This window comes from Pseudonocardia sp. GCM10023141, from assembly GCF_042653605.1.
In genome coordinates this window covers 168,770-189,840 of the sequence record NZ_JBHSIR010000026.1, presented here as the reverse complement: position 1 = coordinate 189,840, position 21,071 = coordinate 168,770, and the positions used below count along the sequence as shown (strand labels likewise).

At 71.0% G+C, this 21,071-nt stretch carries 25 protein-coding genes and 1 tRNA gene; 12 read left to right on the top strand and 14 right to left on the bottom strand.

Annotation, left to right across the window (positions count from 1 at the left end):
• The first annotated feature begins 83 nt into the window (after positions 1-83).
• The gene (locus tag ACFPFQ_RS15065; RefSeq protein WP_379619054.1) at positions 84-500 is read left to right on the top strand and encodes a hypothetical protein; all 417 of its coding nucleotides are present in this window, start codon (positions 84-86) and stop codon (positions 498-500) included.
• Between the two features lie 7 nt (positions 501-507).
• On the opposite strand, the gene ACFPFQ_RS15060 is transcribed toward ACFPFQ_RS15065, so the two are convergent.
• Both ACFPFQ_RS15060 and ACFPFQ_RS15055 read right to left on the bottom strand, forming a co-directional pair.
• The gene (locus ACFPFQ_RS15060) at positions 508-1,263 is read right to left on the bottom strand and encodes a decaprenylphospho-beta-D-erythro-pentofuranosid-2-ulose 2-reductase (protein ID WP_379619052.1); all 756 of its coding nucleotides are present in this window, start codon (positions 1,261-1,263) and stop codon (positions 508-510) included.
• Positions 1,260-2,630 carry an FAD-binding protein gene (locus tag ACFPFQ_RS15055; protein WP_379619050.1) on the bottom strand — a complete coding sequence of 457 codons (1,371 nt, stop codon included), beginning with the start codon at positions 2,628-2,630 and terminating at the stop codon, positions 1,260-1,262. The genes ACFPFQ_RS15060 and ACFPFQ_RS15055 overlap by 4 nt, the downstream gene beginning before the upstream one ends.
• Positions 2,631-2,702: 72 nt before the next feature.
• Between ACFPFQ_RS15055 and ACFPFQ_RS15050 the strand changes: the two genes are divergently transcribed.
• Both ACFPFQ_RS15050 and ACFPFQ_RS15045 read left to right on the top strand, forming a co-directional pair.
• Positions 2,703-3,125 (top strand): uL11 family ribosomal protein, encoded by a 423-nt coding sequence (locus ACFPFQ_RS15050; protein ID WP_379619048.1) that lies wholly within the window; start codon positions 2,703-2,705, stop codon positions 3,123-3,125.
• A 39-nt stretch (positions 3,126-3,164) separates the two neighbouring features.
• A complete protein-coding gene (locus tag ACFPFQ_RS15045; protein WP_379619046.1) occupies positions 3,165-3,755 on the top strand; it encodes a DUF1707 domain-containing protein in 591 nt (196 codons plus the stop codon).
• A 117-nt stretch (positions 3,756-3,872) separates the two neighbouring features.
• On the opposite strand, the gene ACFPFQ_RS15040 is transcribed toward ACFPFQ_RS15045, so the two are convergent.
• Positions 3,873-5,549, bottom strand: a complete 1,677-nt coding sequence (locus ACFPFQ_RS15040) for a DUF885 domain-containing protein (protein ID WP_379619044.1) — start codon at positions 5,547-5,549, stop codon at positions 3,873-3,875.
• 85 nt (positions 5,550-5,634) lie between these two features.
• Between ACFPFQ_RS15040 and ACFPFQ_RS15035 the strand changes: the two genes are divergently transcribed.
• Positions 5,635-6,027, top strand: a complete 393-nt coding sequence (locus tag ACFPFQ_RS15035; RefSeq protein ID WP_379619266.1) for a GtrA family protein — start codon at positions 5,635-5,637, stop codon at positions 6,025-6,027.
• Here the strand turns inward: ACFPFQ_RS15035 and ACFPFQ_RS15030 are convergent.
• The 4 genes from ACFPFQ_RS15030 to ACFPFQ_RS15015 form a co-directional block, all read right to left on the bottom strand.
• Positions 6,024-6,968 (bottom strand): glycosyltransferase, encoded by a 945-nt coding sequence (locus ACFPFQ_RS15030; protein ID WP_379619042.1) that lies wholly within the window; start codon positions 6,966-6,968, stop codon positions 6,024-6,026. The two genes, ACFPFQ_RS15035 and ACFPFQ_RS15030, sit on opposite strands and share 4 nt — an antisense overlap.
• Positions 6,965-7,729 carry an ABC transporter ATP-binding protein gene (locus ACFPFQ_RS15025; RefSeq protein ID WP_379619040.1) on the bottom strand — a complete coding sequence of 255 codons (765 nt, stop codon included), beginning with the start codon at positions 7,727-7,729 and terminating at the stop codon, positions 6,965-6,967. The genes ACFPFQ_RS15030 and ACFPFQ_RS15025 overlap by 4 nt, the downstream gene beginning before the upstream one ends.
• Before the next feature lie 7 nt (positions 7,730-7,736).
• Positions 7,737-8,624 carry an ABC transporter permease gene (locus ACFPFQ_RS15020; RefSeq protein ID WP_379619038.1) on the bottom strand — a complete coding sequence of 296 codons (888 nt, stop codon included), beginning with the start codon at positions 8,622-8,624 and terminating at the stop codon, positions 7,737-7,739.
• A gap of 85 nt (positions 8,625-8,709) precedes the next feature.
• Complete coding sequence (locus ACFPFQ_RS15015) at positions 8,710-9,258, bottom strand: bacterial proteasome activator family protein (protein ID WP_379619036.1); 549 nt, start codon at positions 9,256-9,258, stop codon at positions 8,710-8,712.
• A gap of 78 nt (positions 9,259-9,336) precedes the next feature.
• Between ACFPFQ_RS15015 and ACFPFQ_RS15010 the strand changes: the two genes are divergently transcribed.
• On the top strand, positions 9,337-10,539 hold the full coding sequence (locus tag ACFPFQ_RS15010; protein ID WP_379619034.1) for an aminotransferase class V-fold PLP-dependent enzyme: 1,203 nt from the start codon (positions 9,337-9,339) through the stop codon (positions 10,537-10,539).
• A gap of 27 nt (positions 10,540-10,566) precedes the next feature.
• Here the strand turns inward: ACFPFQ_RS15010 and ACFPFQ_RS15005 are convergent, their stop codons facing one another.
• Positions 10,567-11,565, bottom strand: a complete 999-nt coding sequence (locus ACFPFQ_RS15005; protein ID WP_379619032.1) for an NAD(P)H-quinone oxidoreductase — start codon at positions 11,563-11,565, stop codon at positions 10,567-10,569.
• 55 nt (positions 11,566-11,620) lie between these two features.
• Here ACFPFQ_RS15005 and ACFPFQ_RS15000 point away from each other — a divergent pair, with 55 nt between their 5' ends.
• On the top strand, positions 11,621-12,274 hold the full coding sequence (locus ACFPFQ_RS15000) for a GNAT family N-acetyltransferase (protein ID WP_379619030.1): 654 nt from the start codon (positions 11,621-11,623) through the stop codon (positions 12,272-12,274).
• On the opposite strand, the gene ACFPFQ_RS14995 is transcribed toward ACFPFQ_RS15000, so the two are convergent.
• The gene (locus ACFPFQ_RS14995; RefSeq protein ID WP_379619028.1) at positions 12,271-13,218 is read right to left on the bottom strand and encodes a neutral zinc metallopeptidase; all 948 of its coding nucleotides are present in this window, start codon (positions 13,216-13,218) and stop codon (positions 12,271-12,273) included. The genes ACFPFQ_RS15000 and ACFPFQ_RS14995 overlap by 4 nt on opposite strands.
• A gap of 146 nt (positions 13,219-13,364) precedes the next feature.
• Here ACFPFQ_RS14995 and ACFPFQ_RS14990 point away from each other — a divergent pair.
• Positions 13,365-13,449: transfer RNA gene (locus ACFPFQ_RS14990), tRNA-Ser, on the top strand.
• A gap of 82 nt (positions 13,450-13,531) precedes the next feature.
• On the opposite strand, the gene ACFPFQ_RS14985 is transcribed toward ACFPFQ_RS14990, so the two are convergent.
• Positions 13,532-13,879, bottom strand: a complete 348-nt coding sequence (locus ACFPFQ_RS14985; RefSeq protein WP_379619026.1) for an HIT family protein — start codon at positions 13,877-13,879, stop codon at positions 13,532-13,534.
• A gap of 70 nt (positions 13,880-13,949) precedes the next feature.
• Between ACFPFQ_RS14985 and ACFPFQ_RS14980 the strand changes: the two genes are divergently transcribed.
• The 4 genes from ACFPFQ_RS14980 to ACFPFQ_RS14965 all read left to right on the top strand — a co-directional run bounded on the left by ACFPFQ_RS14980 (position 13,950) and on the right by ACFPFQ_RS14965 (position 15,885).
• Positions 13,950-14,477, top strand: coding sequence for a hypothetical protein (locus ACFPFQ_RS14980; protein ID WP_379619024.1), 528 nt, complete (start codon positions 13,950-13,952; stop codon positions 14,475-14,477).
• A 9-nt stretch (positions 14,478-14,486) separates the two neighbouring features.
• Entirely contained in the window at positions 14,487-14,705 is a 219-nt protein-coding gene (locus tag ACFPFQ_RS14975) for a type II toxin-antitoxin system HicB family antitoxin (RefSeq protein ID WP_379619022.1), read from the top strand.
• Positions 14,706-15,102: 397 nt separating this feature from the next.
• Positions 15,103-15,612 (top strand): hypothetical protein, encoded by a 510-nt coding sequence (locus ACFPFQ_RS14970; protein ID WP_379619020.1) that lies wholly within the window; start codon positions 15,103-15,105, stop codon positions 15,610-15,612.
• A complete protein-coding gene (locus ACFPFQ_RS14965) occupies positions 15,613-15,885 on the top strand; it encodes a DUF664 domain-containing protein (RefSeq protein WP_379619018.1) in 273 nt (90 codons plus the stop codon). It begins immediately after the preceding gene.
• On the opposite strand, the gene ACFPFQ_RS14960 is transcribed toward ACFPFQ_RS14965, so the two are convergent.
• The 3 genes from ACFPFQ_RS14960 to ACFPFQ_RS14950 are packed head-to-tail and all read right to left on the bottom strand — an operon-like array spanning position 15,848 to position 19,163.
• Positions 15,848-18,238 carry an ATP-binding cassette domain-containing protein gene (locus ACFPFQ_RS14960; RefSeq protein WP_379619016.1) on the bottom strand — a complete coding sequence of 797 codons (2,391 nt, stop codon included), beginning with the start codon at positions 18,236-18,238 and terminating at the stop codon, positions 15,848-15,850. The two genes, ACFPFQ_RS14965 and ACFPFQ_RS14960, sit on opposite strands and share 38 nt — an antisense overlap.
• A gap of 59 nt (positions 18,239-18,297) precedes the next feature.
• Positions 18,298-18,708: a VOC family protein gene (locus tag ACFPFQ_RS14955; RefSeq protein WP_379619014.1), complete on the bottom strand. Its 411-nt coding sequence runs from the start codon at positions 18,706-18,708 to the stop codon at positions 18,298-18,300.
• 5 nt (positions 18,709-18,713) lie between these two features.
• Positions 18,714-19,163: a helix-turn-helix transcriptional regulator gene (locus ACFPFQ_RS14950; protein ID WP_379619012.1), complete on the bottom strand. Its 450-nt coding sequence runs from the start codon at positions 19,161-19,163 to the stop codon at positions 18,714-18,716.
• Positions 19,164-19,380: 217 nt separating this feature from the next.
• Between ACFPFQ_RS14950 and ACFPFQ_RS14945 the strand changes: the two genes are divergently transcribed.
• Positions 19,381-20,349 (top strand): endonuclease/exonuclease/phosphatase family protein, encoded by a 969-nt coding sequence (locus ACFPFQ_RS14945; protein ID WP_379619010.1) that lies wholly within the window; start codon positions 19,381-19,383, stop codon positions 20,347-20,349.
• Positions 20,350-20,376: 27 nt separating this feature from the next.
• On the opposite strand, the gene ACFPFQ_RS14940 is transcribed toward ACFPFQ_RS14945, so the two are convergent.
• Positions 20,377-20,991: a hypothetical protein gene (locus ACFPFQ_RS14940; RefSeq protein ID WP_379619008.1), complete on the bottom strand. Its 615-nt coding sequence runs from the start codon at positions 20,989-20,991 to the stop codon at positions 20,377-20,379.
• Positions 20,992-21,071: the final 80 nt, after the last annotated feature.

Sequence of the window (21,071 nt, the reverse complement as noted above, 5' to 3'; positions counted from 1 at the left end):
GAGCACAGCCCTGCCCTCCCCCCGTGGCGCGACCCGCCACTGGGGGAGGACGGTGGGGCCTCCGGTGCGAGACACTGCGTGGCGTGAGCTCGAACGCCGAACTCCGCAGGCTGCTGGCCGGTCCGTGGCCAGGTGAGCAGTCCGAGAGCTTCGCCGTCCACGTCCTGGACGTGCGGGGTGATGGCGCTGCGGACATCCTGCGTCGAACCCGCGAGGTGCTGGCGATCGTGCTGGCCCAACCCGCGGAGCCCCGGCCCGGCGCCGAGCAGTGGCGAAGCCTGCTGCCCGACTGGTTCGTGGCGTCGGCGAGCCGGGGCCTCGAGAGCTGGATCGCCGGGTTCGCGGCCGCCGAGCGGCCGTGGACGTGGTGGAACGGCCGCACGACAGCACCCGATCAGCTGCGCATCGAGCTCGAGACCGACGACTGGAATGCCTCGACGGACTCGCTGGAACAGCTGTTGCGGGCGGCGGGCGCCGACACGGTGGTCGCCGAGGCCTGAACGCGTGTCAGATCGGCAGCTTCCGGAAGATCGGGCGCGGGATGTGGCGCAGCACGCTGAACAGGTACCGCAGCGGTCCTGGTGCCCAGACGAGCTCGCGGCGGTTGCGCACGGCGTCCACCACGATGGCGGCGACGACGGCCGGCGTGGTGGACAGCGGAGCAGGCTTGAGGCCCTCGGTCATCCGGGAGTGCACGAAGCCCGGGCGCACGACGGTGACGTGCACGCCCTCGGGGCGGAGCGCCTCGGTGAGCCCCGAGTAGAAGGCGTCCATACCGGCCTTGGTGGAGCCGTAGACGAAGTTGGAGCGCCGGGCGCGCTCCCCGGCCACCGAGGAGAACGCCACGATCGAGCCGTGGCCCTGCTCGCGCAGCAGCTCGCCGAGGATCACCCCGACCGACACGGTGGCCGTGTAGTTCACCTGGGCCAGCTCGACGGCCGTGGCGACGTCGGTCCATGCCTTCTCGTTGTCGCCGAGCAGCCCGAACGCCACGAGCGCGACGTCGATGTCACCGCCTGCGAACGCCTTGCGCAGCGCCTCGCCATGCGTGTCGAAGGCCTGGGCGTCGAACTCGAACGTCTCGACGGCGCAGCCGTGCTGCTCCAGCTGGGCCTTCGCCGCGTCGAAGCGCTCGGAGGCACGGCCGCCCAGCACCACGCGCAGCGGACGGTCGGACGCGAACGCCTCGACGACGGCCAGGCCGATCTCGGACGTGCCCCCGAGCAGCAGGATGCTCTGGGGGTTGCCCACGGCGTCAATCACGAGTTCAGCTCCAGCCTTCTGGCCATGTCGGATGTGAAGACCCCGGTGGGGTCGACGGAGTCGCGCACCTTGCGCCACTCGTCGTAGCGCGGGTAGCCGCGGCGGAAGGTCTCGCCGGTGGCCCGGGACTCCTTCGCCAGGTACAGCCGGCCGCCCGCGCCGAGCACCAGCTCGTCGAGCTCGATGCAGAAGCGGCTCAGCCCGGCCGTGATCGGGAAGTCGACGGTGATCGTCCAGCCGGGCATCGGGAACGACAGCGGGGCGGCGTTGCCGGCCCCGAACCGCTTGAAGACGTTGAGCCCGGACGCGAACGGCGAGCGCGCGATCTTCTCGACGATCCGCCGCAGCGCCGCTTCCTCGCCCATCGGCACCACGAACTGGTACTGCAGGAACCCGCGCGATCCGTAGATCCGGTTCCAGCCGCCGAACACGTCGAGCACCTGGTAGAAGGCCGTGATGTTCTGCACGGAACCGCGCTGGCGCTTCGGTGCCTTGCGGTACCAGAGCTCGCTGAAAGCGCGCAGCGTGAACCGGTTGGCCAGACCGTTGGGGAAGACGTCCGGGAACGTCAGTAGCTGCGGTGCGTCGAACTTCAGCGGCTCCGCACGCAGCTTCGGCGGCAGCTCGTCGGCCTTGGCGAGCGAGCCCCGCGTGAGCACGGCCCGGCCCAGCGCCGCGCCCGTGGACGTGGTGTCGAACCAGGCGGCGGAGTACCCGTACGTGTCGTCGGAGCCGTCGGTGAGGTGCACGAGCAGCTCGTCGAGGTCGGCGGTGCGGTCGGTGTCGACCACGAAGTACGCCGACTCGGTGCGCTGCAGCTGCACGCTCGCGCGCAGGATGATGCCGGTCAGGCCCATACCGCCGACGGTGGCCCAGAACAGCTCCGCGTCGGGACCATCCGGCGTCAGCGTCCGGACCGTGCCGTCGGCGAGCGCCACGTCCATCGCGAGCACGTGGTTGCCGAAGCTGCCGTTGGTGTGGTGGTTCTTGCCGTGGACGTCGGCGCCGATCGCGCCACCGATCGTGACCTGCCGCGTGCCCGGCAGCACCGGGACCCAGAGCCCGTGCGGCAGCGCGGCACGCATCAACGTGTCCAGGCTGACGCCACCGTCCAGCACGACGATCCCCGTGCCCGGGTCGATGCCGTGGATGGTGGCGAGGCCCGTCATGTCGAGCACGGTGCCGCCTGCGTTCTGGGCGGGGTCGCCGTAGGAGCTGCCCAGGCCGCGGGCGATCACCCCGCGCGGCCCGGCGGCCGCGATCGCGGCCACGACGTCGTCGGCGGAGCGGGGGAGCAGCACGCTGGCCCGGGTGGGGGCGGTGCGGCCGAACCCCCGCAGGCTGGAACTTGACGCGGAAGGTGACATCGCGAGCCAGGCTACCGCTCACGCGAAAACCGGTTTGAGCCTCCACCCGCTGGAACGCCCACGGTGGTGACCATGCCTCCGAAGAGACGAACCCACCAGGCGACGCTGCAGCTCACAGCCGGTGCCGCGCCCGTCATGGAGCTGGGCAAGATGCTCGGCCAGACCGGTGTGAACCTCATGGACGTCAAGCGCCGCTACGACGAGATGAGCGCTGCGCAGCGCGGCGAGATCGTGCCGGTCGTCATCACCGTGTTCGAGGACCGCTCGTTCACCCTGGAGCTCCGGACGCCGCCGACGTCGTTCCTGATCCGGCGGGAGCTGGCCGGGAAGGGCTCGTCGCGCCCGGGCCACGAGAGCGCCGGCACGCTCACCCGCGAGCAGCTGCGGGCCATCGCCGTGCGCAAGCTGCCCGACCTCAACACGGCCGATGTCGAGGCCGCGATGCGTCAGATCGCCGGAACCGCGCGTTCGATGGGGGTGGCCGTTCCGGACTGAAAAGTGCTGCTTGCACGCCCCATCACTATCCTCGGACGCGTGACTGCGCAGCACCCGGAACGACCCGCCATCCGGATCTCCGACGCCGACCGGGAGCGGGCTGCGCAGCGACTCCACACGGCACTGTCGGAAGGCCGGATCACGGTGTCGGAGCTGGAGGAACGAATCACCGTCGTCTACGCGGCGCGCTTCGAGTCCGACCTGGTGCCGCCACTGGCCGACCTGCCGCAGGACCAGGCCCAGGCGCCGGTGGCGTCCACGCCCTCGGGCCCGCCCGTGGTGCTGCGAGCGGGGATGTCGAGCCTGCGGCGGTCGGGGGCGTGGAAGGTGCCGCCCCGGTTGCGGGTGCTGAGCGGGGTCGGGTCGGTGGTGCTCGACTTCTGCGACGCCGACAACCCGCACCCCGTCGTCGAGCTCGAGCTGGAGGTCGGTGCCGGCTCGGTGCGGCTGATCCTGCCCGACAACGCCACCGCCGACGTCGACGGCATGGCGGCGGTCATGGGCACGGTCCGGTGCAAGGTTCCGGCCGGGCCGGTACCGGGCGCACCCCACTTCGTCGTGCACGGCCGCGCGGGCATGGGCTCGGTGACGGTGCGGCGGCGCTACCGGTTCGGGAGCCGGCACTTCTGACGGCGCCCCGCCTCCTGCACGGTTCGCTGTAGCCGCCGGATCGCAGCATGGTGGCTTTCCCAGCGTTGGATCGCAGGATGGCCACCATGCTGCGATGTGGAGGAGCGGGGAGGGGCCCTACAGCTTCCCCAGCTCGTCCTCCAGGTCGTCGAGCCCGAGGCTGCCCTGCGACAGTGCCGCGGCGTGCCAGGCCTTCAGGTCGAACGCGGCCCCGCGGGCCTTCTGCGCGGCGGCCCGCCCCGCGAGCCAGGCCCGTTCGCCGAGCTTGTAGCTGATGGCCTGGCCCGGCCAGCCGAGGTAGCGCACGATCTCGCTGTCCAGGAACGCCGCGGACCGCCCGGAGTGCGCGCCGAAGAACGCCCGCGCCACCGCCGGCGTCCAGGTCTCCCCGGCGTGCAGCGGCGAGTCGGCGGGCACCTTCAGCCCCAGGTGCATGCCGATGTCGATCACCACCCGCACGGCGCGCATCCGCTGCGCGTCGAGGTAGCCGATCCGCGCCCCGGGCAGCGTCAGGTACCCCAGCTCGTCCATCAACCGCTCGGCGTAGAGCGCCCAGCCCTCCGCGTTGGCCGCCACCCCGCCGACCGTCATCTGGTAGGTCGAGAGCCTGCTCGCCAGGTACGTCCACTGCGCGATCTGCAGGTGGTGGCCGGGGACACCCTCGTGGTACCAGGTGCTGATCAGGTCCCACAGCGGGAACCGCTCCGCGCCCATGGTCGGCAGCCAGGTGCGGCCCGGCCGGGAGAAGTCCAGCGAAGGCTCCGTGTAGTACGGCGCCGCGGCGCTGCCGGGCGGCGCGATCATCGCCTCGACCCTGCGCACCGGGCCCTCGATGTCGAAGTGCGTGCCGGACAGGTCGCTGATGGCCGTGTCCATCATCTCCTGCAGCCACCGGCGCACCTGTTCCACGCCCTCGACGGCCGGCCCGTGCTCGTCGAGGTGGCGCATGGCCGCAGCCGGGCCGGATCCGGGCAGCACGACGTCGGCCTCGCGCCGGATCTCGGCCTCGATGCCGCGCAGCTCCTCCCACGCCCAGGCGTAGGCCTCGGCCGTGTCGACGTTCGAGCCGGTGTAGACGCGGGCCCCGATCCGGTAGCGGTCGATGCCGACGCCGTCCGGGGTGCCCTGCGCTGCGGCGAGGTAGTCGGTGCCCAGCCAGTCGCACAGCCGCGCGACGGAGGCGGCGGCCGCGTCCGCGGCCGACCCGAGCTCGACGCGCAGGGTGTCGGGCACATCGGCACCCGCGACGAGCGAGTGGAACCAGCTGCCCGAGCCGTCCAGCCACGCCCGGAGCTGACCCACCATCGACTCGGCCTGTCGCGGCGCGGCGTGCAGGCCGCGGCGGGAACCTTCGGCGAGCGAGGCGCGGTAACCGTCGAACGCTTCCGGGGAGCGCGCGAGCCGGCGCGCCAGCACCGCCCAGTCCTCGACGGTGGCGGTCGGCATCAGCTGGAACATCTGCCGCACCCGGTGCGGCGGCGAGAAGATGTTGCGGACCAGCTGCAGGTGCTCGCCCGCGCCGGACCAGGCGAGCTCCGCGTCGCAGCGCTCGCGCAGCAGCCGGGCGCAGCGCCGGTCGTCGTCGTCGCGGACGGGTGTGGTGTCGAGCTCGACGAGCACGGATCGCTGGAGTTCGTCGACGGCCTGCTGGCCGTCGGGAGACAGATCGGGCAGGCGATCATCGCCGGGATGGGTGCCCAGCACGGTCGCGAGGAACGGGTCGAGGTCGGTGAGGCGCTGCACGAAGTCGTCGGCGAGCGTGCGCACTCCAGGACTGGCGTCGACGGTGGTCACCGCCCCGATCCTGCCGGTGTGCCGGGCCCGGACGCGACCCCGATACGCTGCAGCCGTGTCCGACACCAGCACGGCCCCTGCTGAGATGGGCCTCGTCGCTCAGCTGAGCCGGTTCGTGGCGATCGGTGCGCTGTCGGCGCTGGTCGACTTCGGCGTCTACCACGGCCTGCTGGCGCTGGGCCTCTGGCCGACCGCGGCCAAGGCCGTCAGCTTCATCCTCGGCACCACCACGGCGTACCTGCTCAACCGCCGCTTCACGTTCGCCAACGCGAGCGGCAACAGCCGGTTCGCCGGTTTCGTGCTCCTCTACGGCACCACGTTCGCCATCAACGTCGGCATGAATGCGCTGATGCTGGCCGTGCTGCCGGAGATGTCCCTGCGCACCAGCCTGGCCTGGCTGATCGCGCAGGGCACCGCCACCGTCATCAACTTCGTGATGCTGCGCACCGTGGTCTTCCGGGACACCAGCCCGAGCTAGCTCGCCCCGCCCGGCCGGTTGAAGTGCTCCCGGCGCCCCTCACGCAGCAGGTGCAGCCACCGCAGGAACTCCCGCGGGCTGCGCTTGGTGATCAGGAAGTACCACGCGAACCGGGGCAGCTCGAGCATCCCGACGCGGCGCATGCCCGGCTGGGACACGAGGTAGCCGCGGTTGCGGTAGGTGTAGTAGCGCTTGATCGGGTCGTCGGGATCCTGCGCGTGCAGCCGGCCACCGAGCATCGGCTTGTCGTCGTCGCCGCCTGCCGGGTGCAGGTAGGCCGCGCGCAGGGACGTGCCGAACGTCAGCCCGGACCGCACCAGCCTGCGGTGCATCTCGACCTCGTCACCGCGCACGAACAGCCGCAGGTCCGGCACGCCGACCACGTTGAGGGTGGTGGCCCGGAACAGCGCGCCGTTGAACAGCGCCGCGATGCCGGGCAGCAGCTCGTCGTCGGCACCGTGCTCGATGTCGGCGGCCAGCGCCGCCCGGGAGCGGTGCCACGTGAGCCCGCGCCGGACGGGGAACGCGAGGCGGTCGGGGTCGTCGCGGTCGGCGACGGTGGGCGACACCGCGGCCAGGCCGCGCCGCTGCGCCACGTCGACGAGCGTGGCCAGCACCGTGTCGTCGGCGGCGTGGCCGTCGTCGTCGCCGAGCCAGATCCAGTCGGCCCCCATGGCGAGCGCGTGCAGCATGCCCAGCGCGAAGCCGCCCGCGCCACCGAGGTTCGTCCACGACGGCAGCCAGGTGGCCGGGAGCCCGCAGGACTCCACCACCTCGCGGGCCGACTGATCCGGCCCGTTGTCGACGACGATCAGGTGCGCGATGGGGTGGGTCTGCTTGGCCAGCGCGGCCAGCGAGTCCACGAGCATCTCCGTGCGGTGGCGCGTGACGACCACCGCGACGACCGAATCCGGAGCAAGCGGTTCCCGGTGATCGTTCACCGGGCTTCGATCTCGGCCAGCACGTCTCGTCCCTTGTAGTGGTGCAGGACCTCGCGCAGCGGCCCGTGCTCGCGGATCTGGCCGTGCTCCATCCAGATCGCGGTGTCGCACAGGTCGGCGAGGAACTCGTCGGAGTGCGAAGCGAACACGAGGATGCCGGAGCGCTCCACGAGTTCCTTGAGGCGGTCGCGGGCCTTGGCGAGGAACTCCGCGTCGACGGCGCCGATGCCCTCGTCGAGCAGCAGGATCTCGGGGTCGACGCTCGTGACGACACCGAGTGCGAGGCGCACCCGCATGCCGGTGGAGTAGGTGCGCAGCGGCATCGACAGGTAGTCGCCGAGCTCGGTGAACGCCGCGATGTCGTCGACCCGGGCGTCCATCTGCTTGCGGGTCATGCCGAGGAACAGGCCGCGGATGAGGATGTTCTCCAGCCCGGAGATCTCCGGATCCATCCCGACGGCGAGGTCGAACACCGGCGCGACCTTGCCGATGATCGACGCCCGGCCCCGGGTGGGCTCGTAGATGCCCGACATCAGCCGCAGCAGTGTGGACTTGCCGGCCCCGTTGTGACCGACGAGCGCGACGCGATCGCCCTTGCGCAGCGACAGCGTGATGTCGTGCAGTGCCTCGATGATCGGCACCTTGGAGTCGGTGCCGATGCGGCCGCCCGCGCGGCCGAGCACGGCCTTCTTCAGCGAACGCGTCTTGGCGTCGAAGATGGGGAAATCCACCGCGGCGCGGTCGATGTCGATGCTGACCATGGCTGCCTCAGACCCAGTACGCGACGCGGGAGCGGTAGTTGCGCAGTGCGACCAGCGCCACCGCACAGCCGACGATCGTGATGGCGCCGACGACGATCCAGTGGTGCCAGACGATCGGCTTGCCCAGCAGCGGCTGGCGCAGGAGCTCGACGTAGTGCAGCACCGGGTTGAGCTCGGCGAGCCGCGCCCGCTCGGCGATGGCCGGGTTCTTCAGCAGCGTGTCGTACTGCCAGACGATCGGCGTCATGAAGAACAGCAGCTGGGTGAGGCTCGCGATGATCGGCGGGATGTCGCGGAACCGGGTGGCGATGATGCCGGCCAGCACCGAGATCCAGGCGCCGTTGAGCACCAGCAGCAGGAAGGCGGGGATGGCCAGCAGGACCGTCCAGCTCAGTGGCTGCGGGAAGATGATCACCAGGGCGACCCAGATGACCATGTTGTGCAGGAAGAACAGTGTCTGGCGCCAGGCCAGCCGGTAGACGTGCAGGCTCAGCGGCGCCGGGAGGAACTTGATGAGCCCCTCGTTGGCGATGAAGACCTCGCTGCCCTCGAGGATGCTGCCCTCGATGAACTTCCAGATCAGCAGCCCGGTGGCGACGTAGGGCAGGAAGGTCTTGATGTCCTCGTTGAACAGGGCGCCGTAGAGGATGCCCATCGCCGTGGCGATGACACCCATGCTGATGCTGATCCACAGCGGGCCGAGCACCGAGCGGCGGTAGCGCTGCTTGATGTCCTGCCAGCCGAGATAGCCCCACAGCGGCCGTTGCTTCCAGCCCTGGGAGAGATCGCCGAACGCGCGACGCCAGCTTCGTGAGTCGCCGTCGTCGGCGATGACAGGACGCGCTGGGGTCACGTCCTCGGCCCGGTCGTCGCCGGTGGTCATCGTCGGGGCCACTCGGCGAGGGTACCGGCGGGCCGATCCGCGGCTGTGGGCGGTGCAGGGCGGATGCCGCGGCAGCCACCCTGCACCGCTGCTGCCACTACAGGTACTGCCCGGTGCCGCGCCCGATTCCGCCCTCGGCACCCGGCTGGGCCGACATGCCGGGCGGCAGACCCTTGCGCATCTGCTCCAGCTGGGCGCGCGCCGCCATCTGCTGGGCGAACAGGGCGGTCTGGATGCCGTGGAAGAGCCCCTCGAGCCAGCCGACGAGCTGCGCCTGCGCGATCCGCAGCTCCGCGTCGGACGGGATGGCGTCCTCGGTGAAGGGCAGGCTGAGCCGGTTGAGCTCGTCGCGCAGCTCCGGCGCGAGGCCCTCCTCCAGCTCCTTGATCGAGTTCTCGTGGATCTCCTTGAGCCGCGCGCGGCTGGCCTCGTCGAGAGGTGCGGCGCGCACCTCCTCGAGCAGCTGCTTGATCATCGTGCCGATCCGCATGACCTTGGCGGGTTGCTCGACCATCGATCCGATGCCCTGCCCCTCCCCGTCGTGGTCGTCCGAACGCGGCACCGAGGTCATGCCGACCGGCTGACCGTCCGGCCCGATGACCATGACGTGCTGGTCTCCGTTGTCCTGATCCGATGGCTGGGTCATGATCCTCATATCCCTGGTGACCACGCTGCGTGGCCGCCTCGTCACTGATCGATTAGGTGGCATCGTTACCGTATCGGGATGGCGTACGACGTCGCGCGGGTACGCGGGCTCATTCCAGCTCTTGGTGACGGTTGGGTGCACCTCGACCCGGCCTCCGGGATGCAGCCCTCCGAACAGGTGGTCTCGGCCTTCAGCTGTGCGTTCCGATTGCCCAGGGCCGTGCCGGGGGCACCGTTCGCGGCCTCCCGGCACGCGGCGCTGGTCGAGGACGGCGCGCGGGAGGCGATCGCCGACCTCGTCGGGGCCGATCCGCGCGGTGTCGTCCTCGGCCCGGGCTCAGCGGTCCTGCTGCGCCGGCTGGCCGACGCGCTGGGCGAGACGTGGATGCTCGGCGACGAGATCGTCGTCTCCCGGCTCGATGACGACGCCAACGTCACGCCTTGGGTGCGCAACGCCCATCGCCACGGCGTCGGCCTGCGCTGGGCCGAGATCGACATCGAGTCGTGCGAGATGCCGCTGTGGCAGTTCGACCGGCTGCTCACGCGCACGACGAGGGTCGTCGCGCTGACGGCCGCGTCGGCGCAGGTGGGAACGTGCCCGGAGATCCCCGCGATCGCCGATCGGACGCAGGCGAACGGCACGCTGCTGGTGGTCGACCTCACCGCCGCCGCGGCGTTCGAGCCGATCGACCTCGACGAGCTGGGCGCCGACGTCGTCGCGCTCGACGCCGCTGCCTGGGGCGGCCCCGAGGTCGGTGCGCTCGTCTTCCGGACGCCTGCGCTGCTGGACCGGCTGCCGTCCTGCTCGCTGGACCCGTTGGCCCGGGGGCCGCTCCGGCTGGAGCTCGGCCCGCAGTCCGCACCCCAGCTCGCCGCGCTGGTGGCGTCGATCGAGCACCTCTCCGACCTCGTCGAGCCGGACCCGGGGCAGGCGCCGTCCCGTCGCGAGCGGCTGCGCACATCGCTGGCGGAGTGCCAGTCCTACCAGTCGGACCTGCTCCACGACCTGCTCGTCGGACTCGGTGGCACCGAGGTCACGGTGCTCGGTTCGCCCGAGCAGCGCATCCCGCTGCTGTCGCTGACGCACCCGGTGAAGGCGCACGACGTCGTCGAGCACCTGGCACACCGGGGCATCTGCGCGATCGCCGATCCCGGTGACCAGGGCGTGCTCGCCCACCTCGGCACCGCGGAGGTCGGCGGCGCCGTGCGGATCGGGCTCGCGCCCTACACCACTCGCGCCGAGACCCGGGCGCTCGTCGCGGCGCTCGCCGAGCTCGGCTGAAGCGGCTCTGCGGGGGCGCTGCGAGGGTCAGCCGCGCCCGCCGGGCGCCACCAGCAGCAGCTTCCCGACGACACCGCCGCCGTCGAGCTGCGTGTGGGCGCGCGCAGCCTCCTCCATCGGGATCCGGTCGTGCACGACCGGCCGGATGCTGCCGTCGGCGAACAGCGGCCAGACGTGCTCACGAACGCCTGCGATCACCACACCCTTGCCGTTGGGGCCCTCGACGGGACGGGCCCGCAGGCCCATCGCCGTGACGGAGCCGCGCTTGCCCATCAGCGCGCCGAGGTTCAGCTCGGTCTTCACCCCGCCCTGCATGCCGATGATCATCAGCCGGCCGTCCATCGCCATGGCCGCGACGTTGGCGGCGAACCCGGCGGCGCCCATGTTGTCGAGGATGACGTCGGCGCCGTGCCCGTCGGTGGCCTTGTGCAGCTCGGCCGCGATGTCGTCGTGGTAGTCGATGACGATGTCGGCGCCCAGCTCGCGGCAGCGCTCCAGCCGGTCGGGGGCCCCGGCCGTGGCGGCGACCCGTGCTCCGAGCGCCTTGGCGAGCTGGATGGCGTGCGTGCCGATGCCGCTGGTGCCGCCCTGCACGAGGAACGTCTCGCCCGCGGTGAGCCGGCCGCCCTGCACGACGTTGGACCACACCGTGCAGACCACCTCGGGCAGCCCGCCCGCGCTGACGAGATCGACGCCCGGCGGCAGCGGCAGCACCTGTGCCGCCGGCACCGCCACCTTCTCGGCGTACCCGCCCCCTGCGAGCAGTGCGCACACCTCGTCGCCGACGCTCCAGCCGGTGACACCCTCGCCGATCTCGGCGATCCGGCCCGAGCACTCCAGCCCGATGATCTCCGATGCACCCGGCGGCGGCGGGTAGAAACCCTGGCGCTGCAGGAGATCCGCGCGGTTCACCGCGCTCGCGGCGATGTCGATGACAACCTGGCCCTGGCCTGCGACGGGGTCCGGGACCTCGGTCCACTGCAGGACGTCGGGGCCTCCGGGCTCGCGCACCGTGATCGCGTACATGGGGTGGACGCTATTCGCTCGAAGGCGCTGGCGCGATGCGGCACCCTTGCCTGCCATGACCCATCCGGAGCAGTGGCCGCTGCGTGATCTCGTGCTGCGCACCCCGCGTCTCGAACTGCGCCCCGACGACGACGAGGGCCTGCGCGAACTCGTCGAGGTGGCCTACGGGGGCGTGCACGAGCCGGGACTGATGCCGTTCACCGTCTCGTGGACCGACGCCGATCCGGCGTACCTGGGTCGCGGCATCCTGCAGTACTTCTGGTCCAGGCGGGCCGCGCTGGCGCCGGAGGACTGGGGCGTGCACTTCCTCGTCCGCTTCGAGGGACGGGTGATCGGGATGCAGGAGCTGATGGCGAAGGACTTCGCCGTCACGCGCGAGGTCGGCAGCGGCTCGTGGTTGGGCCTGGCGCACCAGCGGCGCGGGTTCGGCACCGAGATGCGGGCGGCGGTGCTCCAGCTCGCGTTCGACCACCTGGGCGCCCGGCGCGCCCGGTCGGACGCCTTCGCGGACAACCCGGCGTCGCTCGCGGTGTCGCGACGGCTGGGCTACCGCCCCGACGGTACGCAGACCGTGGTGCGCCGCGGCGAGCCCGCAGACCTGGTGCGGCTGCTGCTGGAGTCCGCCGACCTGGTCCGTCCGGAGTGGACGTTGCAGGTGGCGAGCCTGGCGGGGTGCCGGGGGCTGCTGGGAGCCGGGGTGGGCGGCTAGCCGAGGTTCACGTTGCGGGCGAAGGTGTCGCACTTCGACGGGTCACCGGTGGTGTAGCCGGTGGTGAACCACTTCTCGCGCTGGGCCGAGGTGCCGTGCGTGAACTGGCTCTGGTCGACGCGGCCGCCGCCGAGGTTGGTCTGGATGAAGTCGTCGCCGATGCGCGAGGCGGTGTCGAGGGCGGCCTTCACGTCGTCCTGGGTGACGCCGGTGATGAGCGGGCGGCCCGAGGCGGTGGGGGTGGTGGTCGCGTGGTTGCCCCACACGCCCGCGTAGCAGTCGGCCTGCAGCTCCAGCCGCACCGAGCCCGACGTCGGACCGGTGTCGCCGGCCTGCACCCGGTTGGACGTCTTGAGCAGGAACTGCACGTTGTGCCCGTACTCGTGCGCGATGACGTAGGCGCGCGCGAACGGCCCGCCCTTGGCGCCGAACCGGGTCTGCAGCTCCTGGAAGAAGCTGAGGTCGATGTAGACCTCGTTGTCGCCCGGGCAGTAGAACGGTCCGGTGTCGGACGTCGCCGCACCGCAGGCGGTGTTGACCGACCCGTTGAAGAAGTTGGTGCGCGGCGCGACGTAGGTCTGCCCGGAGCGGGCGAACGCGTCGGTCCAGTAGCCGTCGATCGAGTTGATGTCGGCCACGACCTCGCAGTCGAGCTGCGTGTTGGCCTGCGCACCCGTCTTGCAGCTGGACGCGATCGCCGACGTGTCGGCCGTGCTGCCACTGCTCAGCCCGGCTAGCCCGCCCGGCAGGGACAGCCCACCCCCGCCGTCGCCGCCCCCACCCAGCTGGCTGAGCAGGAAGTAGAGGATCAGCCCGACGATGCCGAGCCCACCCCCGCCGACGGCGACCCGCCCGCCGAAGGCACCGCCCCCACCGCCGCCCCCGCCACCGCGCTGATCGTCGATGTGCGAGGTGTCGAGATCGGCGTTCTCGTCGAAACGCATGGTGCCTCCTGCTGCGAGCTCGGCGTGATCCCACCACATGCCGTCGGCGCAGGTCGACCGGGCCGGGCGGGCCCGTCACCCGTACCGGTGACGGGCCGCCCAACCGCCTCGCCGCGAGCGGGGGAGCAGCGACTATTCTTCGACGCGGAAGCGTGGCAGAGCGGCCTAATGCACTCGCCTTGAAAGCGAGAGACCCGAAACGGTCCGGGGGTTCAAATCCCTCCGCTTCCGCTATCTGACCAGGCAGAACGCCGGGCGAACGGGCACGCGCTCCCAGTGCTGCCGGTCGGGGCACGCGCTGACCTGCTCCACGTCAGCCGCCGGGGACGAACCGAGCGACCCCGTCACCAACCGCGACATGCCAGTGCAGGTGCTTGTTGTGTTGCTCGTTCCCCAACGTGGTGAGTACCTGGCAACCGCCGTACTGATCAACGGCCCATGCGGCGACCTTCTTGAGGGTGGTCAAGAGCTCACCGGCCAGGTCGTCGGGTAGGTCGAGCAACGACGGGACGTGCTGGGTGGGGATCACGATGATGTGATCGGTTCCGAAGCCGAGCAGAGGTGGGCGGAACGCAAGCGTGTTCTCGGTCTGGGCGAGCACCTCCACCTCCACCTTCACCGTGCCGGGAATGGCCTCGTTGCAGTACCAGTCCGGCCCCATGGCTCGACCCTAGGCGGGGCGCATCGAGGTTCGGACCGGAACTGCTGCTCACCTTTGCCATAGTGAGCGTGTGCAGCAGCATGTGGGCGACCTTGGGATCGTCGTCGCCTACGGCGAGGGCCAGCCCGACTACGGCGGCGTCCACTTCGAAGGTGCCCAGCTCGTCGTGCGGTTCACTGCCGACATCGATCGGCATCGCCGGATCCTGGTCGGTCGTGTCGAGGACGCTGACCTGCTCACGGTCCGCAGATCGAGGCGGACATGGGCGGACATCTCGGAAACCAACCGTCGCGTCGCGGACCGGCTGTTCCACGGTCCGACCCCGTTTCGCGGAGTGAACGGCGTCGGCATCACCATGATCGACGGCGAGTTCGTCAACCAGATCGGAATCGCCCCCTTCGACGAGGGCAGTCGTGCAGCCGTCCGGGCAGCTGTGGCACCGGATGTCGTAGTCGTCATCCATCGTCGCCCAAGCGTTCCACTGCGGCACGCTGATCGGGAGGCGGGACGGCTACGGGCACCCAGAGCGAGTAGCAGTGTCACTGCGGCGGGCCACAGGTCATGTAGAACAGGCCCAAGCAGAGACCGACCGACGTAGTTTGGTCCCGTGGACACAGCCCGCACACTGACTGCCGCCGTGGTGAAGGACGGTGAGTGGTACGTCGCGCGCTGCCTGGAGGTCGAGGTGGCCAGCCAGGGTGAGACCGTTGACGAGGCTCTGGCGAACTTGCGCGAGGCCCTCGAGCTCTTCTTCGAGGACGACGAGGTGCCCGCCTCCTTCGTCCATCCCCTCGTGACGCCGATCGAGATCCGCATCTCTGCATGAGTTCGGCCGGCCGTGCGACGGCCCACATCTCTGGAGGGACGCCCTGCTGACGTTCAACGTCAGTAGGGACGCCCTCCTGCCCCTCGACCCGGCACCGCGCCAACCTGTTCGCCACCGCGCCAACGTCACGGCATCGGCGCCGTGGCTGCTGCGTTGGCGCCGCGGGCCCGGGGCCGCTCACTGACGCGGAGCCGGCCGGGCCGTGGCTGCGGAGCGCTCGCTCGCGACCCGACCGATCGGTGGACCCCGGGTGTCGGCCGATCGACGAGCTCCTGTCGTCCAGGCCGGGGCCCGATCGACCGACGGCTCCGGGGCCCGTAATCCGCGAGATTTGTCCCACACCGGAAGCCCGTCCCACCCGGGGCGGGGGTCACCGGACCGGACATCAGGAGAAGCCATGACCAACGACAACCAGCCCCGCACCGGCAGCAGCCGCCGCTGGATCCGCCGCAGCGCACTCGTCGCCGTCGGTGTCGCCGTCGCCGGCGTGGTCGGTGCGACCGCGGCGCAAGCGAGCCCGGCCTCGACGAGCAGCGATTCCACGATCACCGTCGACGGCGCGTGGCGCACCCTGGCCCCGTGGGCCAGCGAGACCGTGCCCAGCTACACGTGCCCGGCGGACCACCCCTACCTGACCAAGGAGAAGTACGCCCCCGACTTCACGACGCTTCCCCCTGGCCTCGAGATCTTCGAGAGCCCCTACTACCCCGACCGGATGTGGAGGATCGGCGTCTCGATCACCGGGTGGGATCTGACGCCGGATCCGACCGGCGTGCACACGAACCTGATCAGGGGCACGAAGAGCGGGCCGCTGGACTCCAGCGCGACCAACTGGTCGCTGGACAAGGCCCAGTACATGGTCCGGCTGCACTGCACGAGCGACCCGGCCGAAGCGGGCAACCGCTGAGTGCGGGACGCGGCCGCATTGCTGCGCTTCCTGGCTGCCCAGCGGGAGTCGGTGCTCGCCGTGCTCGACGGCCTGTCCGACTCCCACGCACGCACCAGCGTGGTGCCGAGCGGATGGACGCCGCGCGACATGACCGTGCACCTCGCCGGCGTCGAACGCCACTCGTTCGCGTTCGCGCTCGGCGAGCCGCCCACGGCGATCCCGGGACGGGCCCGTGCTGATGTGGTCCGGACCCTCAGCTCCCGACGTAGGCCGCCAGGTGCTCCCCGGTGAGGGTGGAGCGTGCGGCGACGAGGTCGGCCGGGGTGCCCTCGAAGACGATCCGGCCGCCGTCGTGCCCCGCACCGGGGCCGAGGTCGATGATCCAGTCGGCGTGCGCCATGACGGCCTGGTGGTGCTCGATCACGATCACCGACTTGCCGGAGTCGACGAGCCGGTCGAGCAGCCCGAGCAGCTGTTCCACGTCGGCGAGGTGCAACCCGCTGGTGGGCTCGTCGAGGACGAGGACGTCGCCCTTCTCGCCCATGTGCGTGGCCAGCTTGAGCCGCTGGCGCTCGCCGCCCGACAGCGTGGTGAGCGGCTGCCCGATGGTGAGGTAGCCCAGGCCGACGTCGACGAGCCGGTCGAGGATCTTGTGGGCAGCCGGTGTCTTCGCGTCGCCGTCGCCGAAGAACGCCTCGGCCTCGGCCACCGACAGCCGGAGCACCTCGCTGATGTCGCGGCCGCCGAAGTGGTACTCCAGTACCGCCGCGTCGAACCGCTTGCCCTCGCACACCTCGCAGGTGGTGGCGACGCCCGCCATCATCGCGAGGTCGGTGTAGATGACCCCGTTGCCGTTGCAGTTGGGGCAGGCGCCCTCGGAGTTGGCGCTGAACAGTGCCGGCTTGACGCCGTTGGCCTTCGCGAACGCCTTGCGGATCGGCTCGAGCAGCCCGGTGTAGGTGGCCGGGTTGCTCCGGCGCGAGCCGCGGATCGCGCCCTGGTCGATCGCGACCACCCCCTCGCGGCCTGCGACGGAGCCGTGGATCAGCGAGCTCTTGCCCGACCCGGCCACGCCGGTCACCACGACGAGCACGCCGAGCGGGATGTCGACGTCGACGCCCTGCAGGTTGTGGGAGTCGGCGCCGCGCACCTCGATGGCCCCCGACGGTGTGCGCACCGACGGCTTGACCGCGGCGCGGTCGTCGAGGTGTTGGCCGGTCAGCGTGTCGCTGGACCGCAGGTCCTCGACGGTGCCCTCGAAGCAGATCGTGCCGCCCGCCGAGCCGGCGCCGGGGCCGAGGTCGACGATGTGGTCGGCGATGGCGATCGCCTCCGGCTTGTGCTCGACGACCAGCACGGTGTTGCCCTTGTCGCGCAGTTGCAGCAGCAGGTTGTTCATCCGCGCGATGTCGTGGGGGTGCAGGCCGACGGTCGGCTCGTCGAAGACGTACGTGACGTCGGTGAGTGACGATCCGAGGTGGCGGATCATCTTGGTGCGCTGCGCCTCGCCGCCCGACAGCGTGCCGGACGGCCGGTCGAGGGAGAGGTAGCCCAGTCCGATCTCGACGAACGAGTCGAGGGTGTGGCGCAGCGTGGTGAGCAGCGGTGTCACCGACGGCTCGTCGAGGCCGCGCACCCAGGTGGCGAGGTCGCTGATCTGCATCGCGCAGGCGTCGGCGATGTTGATGCCCTCGATCTTGGACGAGCGGGCCTCCGCGGACAGCCGCGTGCCGTCGCACTCGGGGCAGGTGGTGAAGGTGGCCGCGCGCTCGACGAACGCCCGGATGTGCGGCTGCAGCGAGTCGATGTCCTTGGACAGGAAGGACTTCTGGATCTGCGGGATCAGCCCGAGGTAGGTCAGGTTGATGCCCTCGACCTTGATCTTCGTGGCCTCCTTGTGGAGGAGGTCGTTCAGTTCCCTCTTCGTGTACTTGTTGATCGGCTTGTCCGGGTCGAAGAACCCGCTGCCCCGGAAGATGCGCCCGTACCAGCCCTCCATGCTGATGCCGGGGATCGTGATCGCCCCCTCGTTGAGCGACTTCGTCCCGTCGTAGATCGCGGCGAGGTTGAGGTCGTTGACCGAGCCGCGCCCCTCGCACCGCGGACACATGCCGCCGGTGATGCTGAAGCTGCGCCGCTCCTTCACCTTCTGTCCCGCACGTTCGATCGTGACGGCGCCGGCGCCGCTGATCGAGGCGACGTTGAACGAGAACGCCTGTGCCGAGCCGATGTGGGGCTGCCCGAGCCGGCTGAACAGGATGCGCAGCATCGCGTTGGCGTCGGTGGCGGTGCCGACGGTGGAACGCGGGTCGGCGCCCATCCGCTGCTGGTCGACGATGATCGCGGTGGTGAGCCCGTCGAGCACGTCGACGTCGGGCCGCGCGAGCGTGGGCATGAAGCCCTGCACGAAGGCGCTGTAGGTCTCGTTGATCATCCGCTGCGACTCCGCGGCGATCGTGTGGAACACCAGCGAGCTCTTGCCCGAGCCCGAGACGCCGGTGAACACCGTCAGCCGGCGCTTCGGGATCTCGACGCTCACGTCCTTGAGGTTGTTCACCCGCGCGCCGTGGACGCGGATCAGGTCGTGGCTGTCGGCGTCGTGCGGCACCGCTGTGCGGGAGTCCGTGCTCGTGACCATGCTCATAGTGTCTCCCCGGGTCGGGCGCGGGCGCCGTGCAGGTCAGGGTGGCGATCGCCGCAGGCTCAGCGCAGTTCCTGGATGCGGATCAGGTTGCCGGCGGGATCCCGGAAGGCGCAGTCCCGCACCCCGTACGGTTGCTCGGTGGGCTCCTGGACGACCTCGGCATCCCCGGACTGGATCCGGTCGAACGTGTCGTCGAGATCCCGGGTGGACAGCAGCAGGGACGCGTAAGTGCCCTTGGCCATCATCTCGGTGATGATGCGGCGCTCGTCATCGGTGATGCCGGGGTCGGCGGCGGGCGGGTGCAGGACGATGGCGGTGCTCGGCTTGTCGGTGGGGCCGACCGTGATCCAGCGCATGCCGTCGTAGCCGACGTCGAGCCGGACCTCGAAGCCGAGCACGTCGCGGTAGAACGCCAGCGAGGCCTCCGGGTCGAGGTGCGGGAGGAACGTCGCTTCGACGGTGATGTCCATGGCGGTCACGCTAGGGGCGGTGCGATGGCGGGTGCTTCTCGATTCCTGATCGGTCTGGTCACCTGCTTCTCGACGCACGAGGGGATTCCCGGCGTGCCCTCCGCCGCGTTGCGCCGGTACGTGCTCGGCGGCACCCCCACGAGCTCGGTGAAGCGGGTGCTGAACGTGCCCAGCGAGGAGCAGCCGACGGCGAAGCAGACCTCCGTGACGCTCAGGTCGCCGCGGCGCAGCAGCGCCATCGCGCGCTCGATGCGCCGCGTCATCAGGTAGCTGTACGGGGATTCGCCGTAGGCGAGCCGGAACTCGCGGCTGAGGTGCCCTGCCGACATGTGCGCGCCGCGCGCGAGCGCCTCGACGTCCAGCGGCTGCGCGTACTCGCGATCGATCCGGTCGCGGACCCGTCGCAGCCGCGCGAGGTCGCGCAGGCGGTCCGCCTCGGGGGGTCGGCTGGTCACGGGGGAGATCGTGCCACGCCGGACTGCCGTCGTGTCGGACGATCCACACTTCTGCCCCAAATCGGGCGCGGTCCATCCATCAACGGATGCGCGACGGTCCGTTCGGTGACCTGCCGCACACCTGATCGCGCGGCGCCACCCGTCGGAACCCTGGCGCGCCGCTGCCCGTTGCCCGGTGGACGCTCCGGCCACCCGCTCGCAGAGGAAGGCTCGCAACGTGACGTTCCGGCACACGGTTTCCGGTCTCGCGCTGACCGCTGCCGCTGCGGCGGTCGTGCTGCCCGACCGGCTCCGCATCGACCACCGCTTCCCGTTCGTCGACGTCGTGGCCTGGCGTCCGCACGCCACGCTGGCGCTCGGGGCGGGCGCCGCGCTGCTCGCCACCCGACGGGGAGCCCGGCCCGTCGCGGCCGCGCTCGGTGCGGTGGCGCTCGCGGCTGCGCCGTCGGTCATCGGACGGGTGCTGCCGCGTCGCGCCGTCGCGCCTGCGGATTCCGACGGGCCCGGCCGGGAGATCACCGTGCTCGCCCTCAACGTGCTCGTCGGACGTGCCGACACCGGTGCGGTGGCCACGCTGCTGGAGCGGGAGCGTCCCGACCTCGTCGCGCTGCCCGAGGCCGGGCCGGACTACCGCGACAAGCTGTTGCCGCTGGTGGCGGGCATGGGGTACCGGGCGTGGGTGTCGACGGAACCGGGTACCTCCGACGTCGCGTCGGTCACGATGCTGGCGGCGGAGAGCGCAGGCGACCTCGACGTCCGGACCGGGCCGGAGATGCGGCGGCGCTACGTGCGCGCCACCGGTGGGATCCTCGGCAGTCGCAGCTTCATCGCGGTGCATCCGGAGGCGCCGGTCGGGCCGAACCACACGCGCCAATGGCGTGCCGACATGGAACAGCTCGCCCACTGGTGCCACGAACCGGACGCTCCGATCGTGGCGGGAGACTTCAACGCCACCCTCGACCACGCGCTGATGCGCGAGGCCATGGGTCCGACGCGCAGCGCCGCCGCCGGTACCGGCCGCGGGCTCGACGGCACGTTCCCCGTCGCGTTCCCGAGGCGGTTCGGCATCCAGATCGATCATGTACTGGTGCCGGCCGGAGCCGTCACCACCCGCTTCGAGATCCTCGAGGTTCCCGGCACCGACCACCGCGGCGTGCTGACGCGCATCCGCCTGCCGCGTTCCTGAGCGTTCCCGCCCCCGGGTTGGGCGTGCTCAGTGGAAGACGGGGTGCGGGTCTCGCCCTGCCGCACGCAGGAACCGGTCGCGCCACGACGCGTCGTCCGGGATCGGCAGCGGTTCGCGGAAGATCCCCAACGAGCGCCATCGGTCGGCAACCGGTGCCGTGGCCTCCCACATCGGCCGGGCCAGCTCCTCGGGCAACGGGCAGGCCGTCGAACCGAGGTGGAACGCCACGTCGTGGGCGAGGAAGCAGCGCACGATGTTGATCTGCATGAAGTACTCGCTGGTGGTGACGTCGCCGAAGCTGCAGTGCACCACGGCGTCGGGATCGGTGACCTTGCGGGCCGCGGCGCAGGCGGCGTCGGAGATCCGCACGATCGCCATCTGGGGGTCGGAGCCCAGCAGGTCGCCGTCGAAGAAGTCGCGGCCGATGTCGTCCATCGTGGCGCCCGCGAGCATGTCCGGCACCCAGGAGTCGTCGAACGCGTAGTGCGCCACCAACTGGCGGATCGTGCGCGGCCGGTCGGCGTCGGGAACGTCGAACATCGCCGGGATCACGATGTCCCACTGCTGCTCGGTGCGGACCCGGCTGAGCACTTCGACCAGCGTGTCCTCCGCCATGACGAACAGGTCCGCTTCGTGGATCATCAGTCGCCTCTCTCGCTGCTCGCCGGATCACAGCACGTTTCCGGCGGCGTCGAGGTGACACTTTGAGACGCTCGGCGAGG

Bases quoted from the DNA above. Each gene is read 5' to 3' on its own strand.
- ACFPFQ_RS14970 (WP_379619020.1), top strand. From the start codon at position 15,103: ATGACCAACGACAACCAGCCCCGCACCGGCAGCAGCCGCCGCTGGATC.
- ACFPFQ_RS14955 (WP_379619014.1), bottom strand. From the start codon at position 18,708: ATGGACATCACCGTCGAAGCGACGTTCCTCCCGCACCTCGACCCGGAG.
- ACFPFQ_RS15000 (WP_379619030.1), top strand. From the start codon at position 11,621: ATGACCCATCCGGAGCAGTGGCCGCTGCGTGATCTCGTGCTGCGCACC.
- ACFPFQ_RS14995 (WP_379619028.1), bottom strand. From the start codon at position 13,218: ATGCGTTTCGACGAGAACGCCGATCTCGACACCTCGCACATCGACGAT.
- ACFPFQ_RS15050 (WP_379619048.1), top strand. From the start codon at position 2,703: ATGCCTCCGAAGAGACGAACCCACCAGGCGACGCTGCAGCTCACAGCC.
- ACFPFQ_RS14940 (WP_379619008.1), bottom strand. From the start codon at position 20,991: ATGATCCACGAAGCGGACCTGTTCGTCATGGCGGAGGACACGCTGGTC.
- ACFPFQ_RS15010 (WP_379619034.1), top strand. From the start codon at position 9,337: ATGGCGTACGACGTCGCGCGGGTACGCGGGCTCATTCCAGCTCTTGGT.
- ACFPFQ_RS15005 (WP_379619032.1), bottom strand. From the start codon at position 11,565: ATGTACGCGATCACGGTGCGCGAGCCCGGAGGCCCCGACGTCCTGCAG.
- ACFPFQ_RS15035 (WP_379619266.1), top strand. From the start codon at position 5,635: ATGGGCCTCGTCGCTCAGCTGAGCCGGTTCGTGGCGATCGGTGCGCTG.
- ACFPFQ_RS15025 (WP_379619040.1), bottom strand. From the start codon at position 7,729: ATGGTCAGCATCGACATCGACCGCGCCGCGGTGGATTTCCCCATCTTC.
- ACFPFQ_RS15015 (WP_379619036.1), bottom strand. From the start codon at position 9,258: ATGACCCAGCCATCGGATCAGGACAACGGAGACCAGCACGTCATGGTC.
- ACFPFQ_RS15055 (WP_379619050.1), bottom strand. From the start codon at position 2,630: ATGTCACCTTCCGCGTCAAGTTCCAGCCTGCGGGGGTTCGGCCGCACC.
- ACFPFQ_RS14960 (WP_379619016.1), bottom strand. From the start codon at position 18,238: ATGAGCATGGTCACGAGCACGGACTCCCGCACAGCGGTGCCGCACGAC.
- ACFPFQ_RS14985 (WP_379619026.1), bottom strand. From the start codon at position 13,879: ATGGGGCCGGACTGGTACTGCAACGAGGCCATTCCCGGCACGGTGAAG.